This window comes from Pectobacterium versatile, from assembly GCF_003932035.1.
Lineage (GTDB): Bacteria > Pseudomonadota > Gammaproteobacteria > Enterobacterales > Enterobacteriaceae > Pectobacterium > Pectobacterium versatile.
In genome coordinates, this window is sequence record NZ_CP034276.1 from 154435 (window position 1) to 166825 (window position 12391).

Genomic DNA, 12391 nt, shown 5'->3' on the forward strand with positions numbered 1-12391 from the left:
CTATATTGCAAACGCCCCACTTCGTTCTATATTTCGAGAGCAGATTGAACGAAGGGGAAATCGTTGTGAATATTAAAGGGCTTACGAAGGGATTCTTCATCCTTATCTTATTTATCGTCACGCTGGCGTTTTTTGACATCCTGGCACCGTATTATTCCGCCATCTTATGGGCGGCGGTGCTGGCCATTATCTTCCATCCGCTGAAAAGCAAAATTCGGCAAAAATTAAACGATCGCAACGGTGTTGCCTCGTTGCTAACCGTCCTGATCATCTTCCTGCTCGTCTTCATTCCGTTGGGGATCATTGTTTCCTCGCTGGTGGTTGAAATTAACGGGGTTTACACCCGATTGCAGGATAGTAATACGCAATTCCCAGTGGTGCTGGCGGAGCTAATTCAGCATCTGCCGAAGTGGGCGCGACATTTCCTCGCGGAACACAATCTGGATAACGCCGCCAAAATACAGCAGGAGCTGTCTCAGGTTGTGCTGAAAGGTGGGCAATATCTGGCGGGAAGCGTGCTGCTGATCGGCAAAGGGACATTCACCTTCTTCATTGGTTTTGGGGTGATGCTCTACCTGCTTTTCTTCCTCCTGAAAGACGGTGCCTATCTGGTCAACCTGATTCTGGAATCACTACCGCTTTCTACCCATGTTAAGCATCATCTGCTGGTGAAGTTTGCCGCCGTATCTCGGGCGACCGTGAAAGGCACCGTGGTTGTGGCGATTGTGCAGGGGACATTGGGCGGGATTGCGTTCTCCATTGCAGGAATAGAAGGCAGCCTGCTGTGGGGCTCGCTGATGGCGTTCCTGTCGCTAATCCCCGCTGTGGGGTCGGCGATTATCTGGGTGCCTGCTGCTATCTTCCTGTTCGCGACGGATATGCTGTGGCAAGCCATCTTCATTGTCGCTTTCTTCGTGCTGGTGATTGGGCTGGTGGACAACATTTTGCGTCCGCTGCTGGTGGGGAAAGACACCAAAATGCCGGATTACCTGATTCTGATCGCCACGCTGGGCGGCATGGAAATCTACGGCATTAATGGTTTTGTGATTGGCCCGCTGATTGCGGCGCTGTTCATCGCCTGCTGGAACATCCTCTCTGGTCGCGATAATCAGGAGAATATTGAAGGCATCGACGAAGATTTTATCGAGGAAGGTCGCCAGCATCGTGTGGCGAAGCCGGAACAGGATGAGGTGCTAGAAAATCAGGCAGCGGAAGGTCAGGAGACTGAACGTAAGACCACGGAGTAAGTTCGCTGCTAGTCATGATATTCGGTCATGAGTGAGAGGAATTGGCACTGGTTTGGCTGATTCCTCTTACGTCCAACTCTCTTGCCCCTCGGGCGTGATCCACACGACGCCTGCGGGGGCTTTGGCTAAGAACCACAGGCCGTATTCGTCGACATCATCAAATTCATCATCGGACATTTCAGGTGGAAAGGCGTTGCGGAGCTGCTCTACCTGATTTTTCGGGTCGCCTGGCAGAGTGTCTCCCTGACTGGCAAGTTTGATTCTGCCTTCTGCGATGAGCCGTTCCAGCAGCGTAAAAAACAGAACCTGACGTTGGGCGTAGGTTCTGGGATTGCTCCGACACTCCACCGCAATATGTTGCCATATCGCGCCCATCGACAGCCCGTATGCGCTGGTGGCGACAGCATCGTAAATGTCGTTGTCGTCCATCTCATCCTTCCTGTTTCCTGTTTTTGTCAGAGGCTCACGTTTCTAACGCGCAGGGTCATAGGCATTGACCTCATGGCTCCACGGAATAGCACGATCGTCGACCGCGACGTGCCATTCACAGTGTGTCAAAACGCCGCGTATTTCGGATAAACACTGGCACCAGTGCTGCACGCCAACCCAGGTGGCATCTTCATCGTTGTCGGGAAGTTTGGTTGAACCGGAGAGGACAATCCCTTTCCTGAATACGTTACCGATTTTTACGTTGAGGGTGAAATCAAGTGATTCCCAATTCAGGCCTTCACCGGTTGTCAGATATTTCTCAATTTGGTCATTAACGGAATGGCGTTGGACGATCTCCTTCACGGCAGATATCTCTGTCTGGCTCAGGGATTTTTTACGTCGTGCGGTGTAATAGAGAGAAATTGCCACGTTGCCTCGTTTATCATTAGTGTTTAAGGTGAGGAAATACGGCTTGAATTTTCGAATAAAAAACGGCGTAAAATAATCAGGAAGTTCTGATTTTATAAAGGTAAGGGATGGTTATGTTTGGGAAAATTATTCTAATCGGGCTGAGTGCAGCATTACTCAGTGGATGTTCGGTTGCGACCTATAGTCATAAACTGGAGGATTATCAGGGCGCTGACCGTGTGGGTATGACGTTCGATAATCGCAACCTCGACTATGTTCGCGTTTATCCGACGACTGACAGATGTATTAATATTGATGCACCAGAAAATGGCTATACCAATAATGCGTTTGGGTTCCAAACTAAACTCAATAATAAAGAACTCGGTTTCCCTGAAATCCCAGAAACGCCAACGATGATTCGTGAATTTTGGGTCAGCGCGCAACACAATATTGCGGTCAGAATGATTGCTGCCAATGGTGGATTTAGTACCATCACGTTTAAACCAGTGGTCGGGAATTACTATTACGTCACTGGCGAGTTTGCTGGTGCTTATTCGCCACGCCGCCTCGAAGTCTACGAAGTGTTCAAAACCGAAAAAGGCTACTACGACCGCCGGCCAGTCAAAGATTTAATGTTGAAGAACTGCGGACAATTCTCTTCCAGAATGCAGCACTTTTAAGGCTTGGCCAGACAGTGACGCTGTCTGGCCGTCTCACCGAACTTACGTTAGCTGTTTCCCAGAAAACGTGCCGGCATACCAGTCATCCATGACCGATAGTAGGTTTTTCACTTCGTCGACGGTCAGACCGTAGGAATCGGCGTTTTCATGGGGTTTAACGACGAGTAGCTGAGTATCGGCACGCGTATGCAGATAATCGTACTGATATTCCACTTCTCTGTTGTCATACAGGCTGCCGCCAACATTTCCGGCTTTGCGTAGCTGTTTAATCTGTTTATCTTTCGCGGCTGGATCTTCTGCCCAAATCAGGAAATCACGCAGCGGCTGCGTCTGCCGTGCAAAATCATCACGCGTGAAGCCGAAATAGGCATAGCGCTGTCTGACCACTAACGCAATTTTGCTCTTATCGTCGGATATTTTGACATCAAAAGATCGCTTACCCACGGTACAGTCGCGGAATTTAGGCTTGTAATCGCAGGCGGAAAGATTCTCAGCTTCATAAACTTCGTAAAGGCGCATCGTGGCGTATTTATCGAAGGTGGTAACAGCCTGGCAGCCAGTTAAGGCAAGAAGAATGACCGGGAGGACGAGATAACGCATGTCGGTTGTTTTTCCCTGTTTTTCACTGATATGGATTTCTCAAGATTGTGCTCAATGGCGGTTTATATGACCGAGCCTACTGATGGTGAAAAAATTGGTCAATCATCTGACGGATGAAAACGTGGGATGATTTTGTCGTCATTTGCATGAGATAGGATAGGTAATAGGACTATATTCCCATAATATCGCCAAAAATGGGAATATAGTCCTGCCCTGATTGATTTTTGCTCTCCACTACATTGATTACCTGACAATGTGGGACTATATTCCCATTAATAAACCAATACTGGGAATATAGTCCTATTTTTATGTGAGGTAGATGATGGCCAAGCGAGACATGTACAGGGTGCTTTTTCCAAAGCAACGCAGGACACTGACCGCGTTTGGTGAGGATTTACTGCTTGCCGTCAAACGTCGTGGATTCACCAAAAAAATAATCTGCGACCGTACGGGATTTGATCACAAAACCGTTAATAAAATCTTCGCTGGCGATCCGGGCGTGGCGATAGGGGCTTACTTAAAGGTCATGTCCGTACTGGGCATGGAAGATAACTTTGCCAAACTTGCGGCTTACGATGAAGTCGGCATGAAGTTACAGAATATCAAGCTGTTGGAGGGCACGAAATGAGCCGATCCATCGTTGAGGTGTATGCGTCCTGGATGCCGATTGATACGCCTTTGTTGGTGGGGCATTTGACGTTTGCAGAAACCAGTCGTGGCGGTGTGTTCAGCTTCGCTTATGACAAATACTTTTTGACATCCAGCTATCGTTTGCAGATCGATCCCTTGTTGGCGTTGCACAGTGGGGAGCTTTATAACGATTTGGCAGATAAAAATTTCCGTGCCTTTCTGGATTCCTCTCCCGATCGCTGGGGACGCATTTTGATGCAGCGCCGTGCTGCAATTGAATATCGAAAAGGCCTGCGAGCGACGACGAAACTGACGGAGTTGGATTATCTTCTGGGTGTTCACGATTCCTATCGAATGGGCGGTATTCGCTTTAAGATGGCGGAATCGCAAGATTTTTTAGACAATAACACCGAATTTTCCGCTCCACCGATGGCGTCACTACGTGAGTTGGAACATGCAGCCATGAATATTGAGCGGGATGACAACATCGACAGCGATGATTATTACCGCTGGCTCAAAATGCTGATTTCTCCGGGATCATCACTGGGCGGAGCCAGACCCAAAGCATGTGTGACCGATTCAGACGGTCATCTGTGGATTGCCAAATTCCCCAATCAGAACGATACATTTGATGTAGGTGCCTGGGAAATGGTGTGTTACCAGCTTGCGCTGGCTGCGGGTGTCGATATGTTTCCAAGTGAAATACGCAAATTTTCTTCTGAATATCACACTTTCCTGACTAAACGTTTTGATCGCGTGGGTGATAAACGGATTCATTTCTCATCGGCCATGACGCAACTACAATATTATGACGGCGAGCAATCCGACGGTGCCAGCTATCTGGAAATCGCAGAATTTTTAAGTAATAGCGGTGCGCAAACCAAAGCCGACCTTGCCCAGCTATGGCGCAGGATCGTATTCAACATTGCGGTGTCCAACACGGACGACCACCTCAGAAATCATGGTTTTTTGCTCAGGGATAAAGGCTGGAAATTATCTCCGGCATATGATTTAAACCCGATAGTGGGTAAGCATGGCTTGCATCTCAATATTACCGACACCGCTAATGAACTCGACTATGCACTGGCCTTCGAGGTGATCGATTTCTTCCGCTTAAGCCGCGAGGACGCAACTCGTATCTATGACGAGGTACTTGGCGCAGTGAAAGGCTGGCAAACTGTTGCAAACCGATTGGGTATCAACCGCAGCGAGCAACTTGGCAAACAAGATGCGTTTAATGTGTAGGGCAGGTCGGTTTCTCTATTAATCAGCGTTTCGCTGGTGCTGCCGTGCCCTTTAGTTCATTCAATTATTTTTCCACTCAATAAACATTTTTTCTGTAATGCCAAGTCCAACGATTGATCCAACATGAAGTTGAGCTAAATCACTGAGTGTCATGGTAATAAATTTATCGGCAGAAGGAATGTTATTTTCTGCACAATATTTCTTAAGATATTGTTCTGCAAACGGTTCATTAAGATTTTCCCGGATAATGCTCCCCATCGCTACTTTTCGTGCCGCGCGATGTTGTATGCGATAAATATCAATTTCGCCAATCGACTCTTTTACTACATCATATTGCTCGCAAGATCTCGTATAGGCCCATTTGAACAGCTCCAAAGCGGGCAGGAACTCATTGGTTTCATAGAAGTACAGCAATGATTTAAAGTAATCCTCTTGCGGTACATCAATAAAACTTAACGGGCAAAAATTGTGCTTAATAAAAGGGATATTGCAGGATAATCGAGCGGTTCGCTTGTTTACGTCTTCAAAGGCTTGTAGATACGATAGATGAATGAATAAGAAAAAGCTTTGTTCAAAGGGGTCGTGGATTTGTTCTGCTTTGCGTAGCAATAGAGAGAAGTATTCTTCGAGTTGATGGGGGTTGTTTAGCGGCAAATAGGCCGATTTTCCAATAGAGACTTCTATCTGCCTGATGTTACCGCATGCGTTGGGATTGGCGAGTAAATCTTGCGAAAGCAGGGCGTGAATATTTCTGATTGTGAAGGGATTAATTATTATCTCTTCGGCATTTTCAATTAAAAATTCAATCGCTTCTTTGTGGTTCATGATCATGATGGTTTCTTCATGAACTTTACCATCGGCTGTCAGCCCCTGCTCTATGAGTTTTTGTGTATCAAGCTTGGAGTAGGTATTACCTTCTAGTCGACTAGAGTTATAAGACAAATCAATGAGTAGACGTTGACTAATATTCCTCGCGTAAGTTCCTGCTGCCAGTGTGTCATCACATCGTTTCCCCATTTTCGCCAGCGTCGTTTGTATCTGATTCGGCAGGTACTGAGTGACGTTGGGTAAATAATTATCCAAAATATCAAATTGATAGCTGGATTTTTTACGTGCATACGAAGGCGTATCTAAATAGGCGAGCTGTGAGATAGCCCCTTTGGAAAAGATGGGGTGATTGTCCTCATCTGCCCGTATTGTCCTTATGTTGTTATCGATAGTGTCCTTATCGAATGACTTAAGGACACGCAATGAAGATGAGTTGTCCTTATTTGCATAATATTTAGTATTGCGTTTTTCCCCTACCGTCACGATCTGCCCGTTGTCGTACAGCTCTTTAAGCCGGCGCTGTAGTGTTTTCTTATTTATTGAAAATAATAAAAATTCTTCAATTTCGCCCAGGCTTTTTGCTTCATCGAACTGAAGCATTGCTTTCAAAATTGATGTTTTCTCTTGCTGTATACGAGTGTCTTGGCTCATTTCTATAAGGACAGAATGGTAGTGGGTGTCTCTAAACGTAGTAGAGATAAGGACAAAATGCAAACCAATAAGGACAGTTTAGGTGAGGTTTGCTTTATTGGCTCTGATAGGGATAGTTTAGATGAGGTTTGCCGTCTGAAGAACCGGATTTAACGCAGAGGCTGGGGATAACAAGCTAGCAGTTTTTCATACATCTCTCTTATTTTTCACCAACGCCAAAATCTCCGTTCTCTTCTCCGGTGATAGTGACAAAAATGCCAGCATCATTTCGGCTAACTCATCGTTCTCTGTGTAGAAGTAGGCGAGCGGCACGTCTAGTGCTTCTGCCAACTGCTGGGCAGTTTCAATACTTGCTTCGTGGACGCCTTTCTCATAGCGATTGATGCGCGTGCTGGCGACGAATTCATCGATACCAGCAGCGATGCCGAGTTTTTTTTGCGATAAGCCTTTCGCCAAGCGAGCCTGTTTTAGCCGTTGGCAGAAAACGTCATGGTAATTTTGTCTTGTCATCATGACTACGAGAATCGTAGTTTTTTCTTGAGCTAGATACTACGAATAACGTAGTATTGGTGGTGCATGTTCCTTTAATGATGAACTGTTAGGAGGTTAGATGAAAAAGGATTGGCACAAAGCAGATATCATTGCTGCCTTGCATAAGAAAAGTACCTCAATGGCTGCGCTTTCACGTTCTGTAGGTTTGAGTTCGTCAACGTTGGCAAATGTATTGACGCGCCCTTGGCCTAAAGGCGAATGGCTGGTTGCAGGCGCACTTGGCGTGCATCCCGCTGAAATATGGCCGAGTCGTTATTATGATACGGAGGGGAGTTTGCTTGATCGAAAGGTAAAAATAAGGGGCGATAAGACGTAATGAACGTCTGGCAAACTATTTGTTTTCCAGCGAGTTGAGTAGTGCCGTTTGCTCTGCTGCGGATAACTCTGCAAATGTCAGAATCATTTTTGCCAGATTATCATCAGCGGCATAGAAATAGGCGAGGGGAACATCTAGTGCCTCAGCCAAACGGCTGGCGGTGACGAGATTGGCTTCATGCACGCCTTTCTCATAACGGTTAATTCGGGCGCTTGCTACGAACTCATCAATTCCGGCTGCGATACCCAGCCCTTTCTGAGACAGCCCCCTTAACAATCGGGCATCCTTGAGACGTTGACTGAAAATATCACGATGTTGCTGACGAGTATTCATAACTACGATATTCGTAGGTATGAAAGGTCTTAGATACTACGTATATCGTAGTTGTTAGCTTGATTAGTCGTTGAAGTAGAAATAAAGTAAAAGTCCATCTCTTCAAGAGGTGGACTTTTATTGCCAACTCAAAACCGTGCTCTTGGCCATCAACATATTTTAGCTTTGCCTTATTGTCTTTAAATCAACCAGAATGGTTAGAAGCTTCTTTTTAAGGCTTTGGTTTCGTCCATAGGGGCGGAACCAAAGCCGCCTTCTATTAAAGGAGGATTTTTACTAAAAATCTCTTAAATCTACTTCTTCTACATTTTTATATATTCCATCTATATCTTTCCATTTTATTCTGAACTGATTTCTCTTTTTAACGGTAGTGTTTCCATCAGAGTACTTTATATTGATACCCGGATCATAATAGATAGTTGAAGTGGCTAAGGCAGAGAAAAACCTTTCAAGTTCTGCACCTGTTGCCAGTGTTATAGATGGGCCGTAATAATAATATCTTTCAGAATCTGAGTCCTGAGATTGATAAGACACAAAACAAGTTTTTGCGTGTTTTCTTTTCCAGTGGTTTAATAATTTTTCGAAGCTCCATCCGGCAACTAATGCTCCTGAACTATTTCTTAGGAATAATCCACCATTTGGATTTTCTATTTTATTTTTTGTGATGTTATAGCCTTCAAGATTTAGCAATAAACCAGTTTTCTCATTTATATTACCAACTTTATGTATGCTGGCAAAATCAACTCTGTTTTCTTTTTTGCTGGAGGAATATTCTTGCATGAATAAATGTATATCTTCGATATAAGTACCTTTATTAGGCTCGGGAGTCATTAAGGTTACTACAGAACCTGAATGTGCTTTTAATTCCCAGTCTAAAAAATCTGGTTCTGATTTGCCGTTAGGAATTATTCCAAAGAAACTTTCAAGAGTAAATCCTGCACCATTTTTTGCTTTGTAGTCAATAATTTTACCTGTTTTATCTAATCTTCTTGATTTTATATATCCGTATGAATAAATGTCTTTTAGTTTCTTTATAAGAACTATTTTGCTTTCCTGAACAAATGAAGGAACCTCATAAAAAACAGAGAAAACCAAGGGTAACCCATCGCTCTCTATGGCGTCTTTGATTTCTAATGCTACATTATCATCCCATGAAGTCATATACGCTAAAACATGATCATTATATATCCCGATGATAAGATATCGATGCATGTTTTTTCTGAGTTCTCTTTCCTGTTTTGTCGGAGGTTTCATAAGATGAGATGGAGAAATCTTACACTTATCTACAGTTCCTGATAATCTAATTTCTGGATATTTTGGATATAAGATTATTTGTGATCTAGGTGCATTTTCCTTTTCTCCATCTGGGGTTATCCAAAATAAATTAATTGGTGCTTTGAATATGATCCCTCTGGAAGACATCCCTGCGTTTTTTATTTCGCCGAGAGGGAGACCCTGGATAACCGAATAATCTGATCCAAGATATATCTGCTGCTTTGAGTTATCATTATTCGCCAGCTTTTTGATGATTACTCTTTCTGCTCCCATTTCGGCCATAACACGGCATATTTTCTCAAAATTAACTGAATTTTTATTCATTTTTACTTCCCCATCGGTCAGACTCATCCATCACAGACACATCCGGGGCATAGGGTAACCTGATTTATGAGAAAACTGAATGGGATTTAGCAAGAGGACGGTTTGAAGACGTAAGGGAGTACAGTATTGCTGCTTTGAACTATTTTTAACTAAATTTATTATATTAATTGGTTATATGTTACGTATCCCCTGCGTGTTTATTTCCGCACAGGTGTCACTTGCGCACAGCCATTCTTCTATTCGCTCCGACACCTCTGTCCGGGGTGTTTTTGAGCGGCCCTTCAGAACACATTCCCATATCAACAACACTTTCCATCCTGTTGTTGATAATTTTTCTATAACTCTATGATCTCTTTCTATATTATCGCTAATTTTTTTCATCCAAAACTCGGTTCTTGTCTTTGGCACTTTGAATAAGTCGCACTGATGTCCATGCCAAAAACATCCATGAACAAAGATGGCTGCCCTATATTTTTCAATGACAAAATCAGGTCTTCCGGGAAGGTCTTTTGCTTGATTTCGATAATCGATCTCCAGTTCATCAAGGATACCGGAGATCTTTTTTTCTATGGCTGTATCACAGTTGTGTATTGCCTGCATGTTTTTTCTGCGGGTCAATTTATCGTGGACATCAGCCATAGTTAATTTATGCCGCCTGATTTTTCTGCTTCTGTAATTCTACTGCCCTAATTATAAAAGGTTTTAATAATTTAGCAGTAGCTGAAAATACCGGAACAATTACCGAATTACCAAATTGTCGGTATGCCTGAGTATCTGAGACAGGGATAAAAAATGGATCGCCGTTCGGTTTTTCAAAACCCATTAATCTGGCACATTCTTTAGGTGTGAGTCGGCGGGGTCTGTTTCTCTGATTTTCTGGATCATCAAAATCGATTTCTCCAAGCTTCATATCCCACCCTCGGTCAATTAATATCTCTGAACCATCTTTATGGTAACGGGCAGACAAGGTTCGTGCCACACTCTCACTGTTTGAAGGAGAAACTAAGCCAAATCCGAAACCATTACCTTTAGCTTGATGTTTTTTTGCATAGTTGTACAAATATTTCCATAACTTTGGCGTAAGGATATATTTATCATCTACACTGTCCTCAAGTAGTTCACCGAATGTGGGGCGTTTTTCAGGGAAATACTGAGAGATATTGCGTAATGTAAAACCTTTATGGATGTTCAAATCACGGCGGAACCCTACCAAGACAATTCGTTCTCTATGTTGAGGTAGGAAATTTTTCCCATCTATAACTTTCGGGTCTAACGAACCTGTAAACTCAGCATCTGAAATTGTGTAACCTAATTCATCAAGAGTGTTCATGATTACTTTAAAGGTTTTACCTTTATCATGACTTTTTAGGTTTTTTACATTTTCCAGTAAGAATATGGCAGGTTTTTTGGATGCAATGATTCTTGCGACATCAAAAAATAGAGTCCCCTGAGCTTCACATTCGAATCCATGTGCTCGTCCCAGAGAGTTCTTTTTCGATACACCCGCTAGTGAAAACGGCTGGCATGGGAATCCTGCTAATAGAACATCGTGATCCGGTATCTCTTTTTGGATATTCTTGTAGGCATCTTTTTCACTAATGTCTTCTTTATCACTTAAAGTAATTTCTCTGATATCAGAGTTAAAGACATGCTGTTCGGGATCGCAATACCAGTTTGCTTTATAGGTACGAACAGCTTCTTTGTTCCACTCGCTGGTGAAAACACATTGTCCTCCTATTTCCTCGAATCCTTTTCTGATCCCCCCGATCCCTGCAAACAAGTCAATGAATCGAAAATCATAGTTGGGGTGATGCTTAGGTGGCTTTGGTAACATGTTCTTAAGAACTTCAACCTCATTTTCAACCAGAGGTTTTTGAAAGGCCTTCCCACTGAGCCATCGACTAAGTGTTTCTCTTGTCCAATCACAGCAACCTGCTTCTCGTAGAACTTTAGCTATCGACTTTTGATCATAAGATTCAAGAAGTTGGTAAACTAATTTTTTATCTTCCTCAAGTTTCTGCGGCTGTGTAGCTTTTGATTTTTCATTCACGTCTTGAGCGTATGAGATAAACTCTTTCATCTTAGCATCCAAAAGTGTCAAATTGGTGAGACGATATCACGTATTCTACCCAGATGAAATGAATTGTATATATATACAGTATTTTTTCGCACTGACAGGAATTGCTCATTTTAAGGGTAATAATTTAACTGACAAGTGAAGAGACCTGACCAGCAGAATATGCCTGTATGCTGACAACTTATCACGTAACAATTTGTAGACCTTTTTCTTGCACAGGTCTACACTACATTACATATTTGGTAATGTAGTGTAGACCTATGGCTAAATCTGATGAGCTATTAAACGCGTTGGCTAAAGCAGTGAACGCTGGCGGTGGCATTCACAGTGTAACAGAGCTGGCTTTTATGCAGGGTGTGCCTTGTGACTCAGCCTTTAGAAAGTTCCTGGCAGATTGCGTAAAGAAGGGGTTGCTAAGACGAGTGGTGAAAGGCTTCTATGAAAGTGTTATTACACCACCTGAGCCTGAGACTGCCATTTATAAAATCATCAAAAAGTTGCGCAGTGGCGTATTGAACTACATCAGCTTAGAAAGTCAGCTCAGTCATACCGGTGATATTTCACAAGTTGTGATGGGTAGGGTCACGGTGGTGACTAAAGGTCGAAGTGGTTGTTTTGATACGCCTTATGGCGTGATCGAGCTTACCCATACTAAAAAGCCAGTCGAGCAAATTGCACCTAATTTGTACTATGACCCTGACATCAAAATGTATCGCGCATACAAGGAACAAGCGATTGCAGATCTAAAGCACTGCCAGCGCAATCTACATATGTTGGAGAGCTAAGTATGGGGAAG

15 protein-coding genes are annotated in these 12391 nt (G+C 43.5%); 6 read left to right on the forward strand and 9 right to left on the reverse strand.

Annotation, left to right across the window (positions count from 1 at the left end):
- Positions 1 to 65: 65 nt before the first annotated feature.
- A complete protein-coding gene (locus EIP93_RS00665) occupies positions 66 to 1247 on the forward strand; it encodes an AI-2E family transporter (protein WP_107332124.1) in 1182 nt (393 codons plus the stop codon).
- A 66-nt stretch (positions 1248 to 1313) separates the two neighbouring features.
- Here EIP93_RS00665 and EIP93_RS00670 read toward each other — a convergent pair whose 3' ends face one another.
- Together EIP93_RS00670 and EIP93_RS00675 are read right to left on the reverse strand one after the other, a co-directional pair.
- Complete coding sequence (locus EIP93_RS00670) at positions 1314 to 1676, reverse strand: DUF596 domain-containing protein (RefSeq protein WP_103943087.1); 363 nt, start codon at positions 1674 to 1676, stop codon at positions 1314 to 1316.
- Between the two features lie 42 nt (positions 1677 to 1718).
- Positions 1719 to 2105, reverse strand: a complete 387-nt coding sequence (locus tag EIP93_RS00675; RefSeq protein WP_180745993.1) for a hypothetical protein — start codon at positions 2103 to 2105, stop codon at positions 1719 to 1721.
- Between the two features lie 113 nt (positions 2106 to 2218).
- Here EIP93_RS00675 and EIP93_RS00680 point away from each other — a divergent pair, with 113 nt between their 5' ends.
- On the forward strand, positions 2219 to 2764 hold the full coding sequence (locus tag EIP93_RS00680; RefSeq protein ID WP_080728696.1) for a hypothetical protein: 546 nt from the start codon (positions 2219 to 2221) through the stop codon (positions 2762 to 2764).
- A gap of 42 nt (positions 2765 to 2806) precedes the next feature.
- On the opposite strand, the gene EIP93_RS00685 is transcribed toward EIP93_RS00680, so the two are convergent.
- A complete protein-coding gene (locus EIP93_RS00685; protein ID WP_125232134.1) occupies positions 2807 to 3364 on the reverse strand; it encodes a hypothetical protein in 558 nt (185 codons plus the stop codon).
- 319 nt (positions 3365 to 3683) lie between these two features.
- Between EIP93_RS00685 and EIP93_RS00690 the strand changes: the two genes are divergently transcribed.
- Both EIP93_RS00690 and EIP93_RS00695 read left to right on the forward strand, forming a co-directional pair.
- Entirely contained in the window at positions 3684 to 3992 is a 309-nt protein-coding gene (locus tag EIP93_RS00690; RefSeq protein WP_425595060.1) for a transcriptional regulator, read from the forward strand.
- Entirely contained in the window at positions 3989 to 5239 is a 1251-nt protein-coding gene (locus EIP93_RS00695; protein ID WP_125232135.1) for a type II toxin-antitoxin system HipA family toxin, read from the forward strand. Before EIP93_RS00690 ends, EIP93_RS00695 begins: the two co-directional genes overlap by 4 nt.
- 60 nt (positions 5240 to 5299) lie before the next feature.
- Here the strand turns inward: EIP93_RS00695 and EIP93_RS00700 are convergent, their stop codons facing one another.
- Together EIP93_RS00700 and EIP93_RS00705 are read right to left on the reverse strand one after the other, a co-directional pair.
- On the reverse strand, positions 5300 to 6667 hold the full coding sequence (locus EIP93_RS00700) for a Fic family protein (protein WP_234357919.1): 1368 nt from the start codon (positions 6665 to 6667) through the stop codon (positions 5300 to 5302).
- 237 nt (positions 6668 to 6904) lie between these two features.
- Positions 6905 to 7231, reverse strand: coding sequence for a helix-turn-helix domain-containing protein (locus tag EIP93_RS00705; protein WP_103943077.1), 327 nt, complete (start codon positions 7229 to 7231; stop codon positions 6905 to 6907).
- A gap of 97 nt (positions 7232 to 7328) precedes the next feature.
- Between EIP93_RS00705 and EIP93_RS00710 the strand changes: the two genes are divergently transcribed.
- Positions 7329 to 7586: a helix-turn-helix domain-containing protein gene (locus EIP93_RS00710; protein ID WP_039490198.1), complete on the forward strand. Its 258-nt coding sequence runs from the start codon at positions 7329 to 7331 to the stop codon at positions 7584 to 7586.
- 15 nt (positions 7587 to 7601) lie between these two features.
- On the opposite strand, the gene EIP93_RS00715 is transcribed toward EIP93_RS00710, so the two are convergent.
- The 4 genes from EIP93_RS00715 to EIP93_RS00730 form a co-directional block, all read right to left on the reverse strand.
- Complete coding sequence (locus EIP93_RS00715; protein WP_039533108.1) at positions 7602 to 7919, reverse strand: helix-turn-helix domain-containing protein; 318 nt, start codon at positions 7917 to 7919, stop codon at positions 7602 to 7604.
- Between the two features lie 276 nt (positions 7920 to 8195).
- A complete protein-coding gene (locus EIP93_RS00720) occupies positions 8196 to 9518 on the reverse strand; it encodes an MvaI/BcnI family restriction endonuclease (protein WP_164498003.1) in 1323 nt (440 codons plus the stop codon).
- Between the two features lie 171 nt (positions 9519 to 9689).
- The gene (locus EIP93_RS00725) at positions 9690 to 10157 is read right to left on the reverse strand and encodes a very short patch repair endonuclease (protein ID WP_125232137.1); all 468 of its coding nucleotides are present in this window, start codon (positions 10155 to 10157) and stop codon (positions 9690 to 9692) included.
- A 7-nt stretch (positions 10158 to 10164) separates the two neighbouring features.
- Positions 10165 to 11598 carry a DNA cytosine methyltransferase gene (locus tag EIP93_RS00730; RefSeq protein ID WP_103183474.1) on the reverse strand — a complete coding sequence of 478 codons (1434 nt, stop codon included), beginning with the start codon at positions 11596 to 11598 and terminating at the stop codon, positions 10165 to 10167.
- Between the two features lie 257 nt (positions 11599 to 11855).
- Between EIP93_RS00730 and abiEi the strand changes: the two genes are divergently transcribed.
- Complete coding sequence (abiEi, locus tag EIP93_RS00735; protein WP_039474562.1) at positions 11856 to 12380, forward strand: type IV toxin-antitoxin system AbiEi family antitoxin; 525 nt, start codon at positions 11856 to 11858, stop codon at positions 12378 to 12380.
- The last annotated feature ends 11 nt before the right edge of the window (positions 12381 to 12391 follow it).

What these genes read in the sequence shown, in the direction of transcription:
- EIP93_RS00670 (WP_103943087.1), bottom strand. Translation starts at nt 1,676, where the DNA reads ATGGACGACAACGACATTTACGATGCTGTCGCCACCAGCGCATACGGG.
- EIP93_RS00680 (WP_080728696.1), top strand. Translation starts at nt 2,219, where the DNA reads ATGTTTGGGAAAATTATTCTAATCGGGCTGAGTGCAGCATTACTCAGT.
- EIP93_RS00685 (WP_125232134.1), bottom strand. Translation starts at nt 3,364, where the DNA reads ATGCGTTATCTCGTCCTCCCGGTCATTCTTCTTGCCTTAACTGGCTGC.
- EIP93_RS00690 (WP_425595060.1), top strand. Translation starts at nt 3,684, where the DNA reads ATGATGGCCAAGCGAGACATGTACAGGGTGCTTTTTCCAAAGCAACGC.
- EIP93_RS00695 (WP_125232135.1), top strand. Translation starts at nt 3,989, where the DNA reads ATGAGCCGATCCATCGTTGAGGTGTATGCGTCCTGGATGCCGATTGAT.
- EIP93_RS00700 (WP_234357919.1), bottom strand. Translation starts at nt 6,667, where the DNA reads ATGCTTCAGTTCGATGAAGCAAAAAGCCTGGGCGAAATTGAAGAATTT.
- EIP93_RS00705 (WP_103943077.1), bottom strand. Translation starts at nt 7,231, where the DNA reads ATGATGACAAGACAAAATTACCATGACGTTTTCTGCCAACGGCTAAAA.
- EIP93_RS00710 (WP_039490198.1), top strand. Translation starts at nt 7,329, where the DNA reads ATGAAAAAGGATTGGCACAAAGCAGATATCATTGCTGCCTTGCATAAG.
- EIP93_RS00715 (WP_039533108.1), bottom strand. Translation starts at nt 7,919, where the DNA reads ATGAATACTCGTCAGCAACATCGTGATATTTTCAGTCAACGTCTCAAG.
- EIP93_RS00720 (WP_164498003.1), bottom strand. Translation starts at nt 9,518, where the DNA reads ATGAATAAAAATTCAGTTAATTTTGAGAAAATATGCCGTGTTATGGCC.
- EIP93_RS00725 (WP_125232137.1), bottom strand. Translation starts at nt 10,157, where the DNA reads ATGGCTGATGTCCACGATAAATTGACCCGCAGAAAAAACATGCAGGCA.
- EIP93_RS00730 (WP_103183474.1), bottom strand. Translation starts at nt 11,598, where the DNA reads ATGAAAGAGTTTATCTCATACGCTCAAGACGTGAATGAAAAATCAAAA.
- abiEi (WP_039474562.1), top strand. Translation starts at nt 11,856, where the DNA reads ATGGCTAAATCTGATGAGCTATTAAACGCGTTGGCTAAAGCAGTGAAC.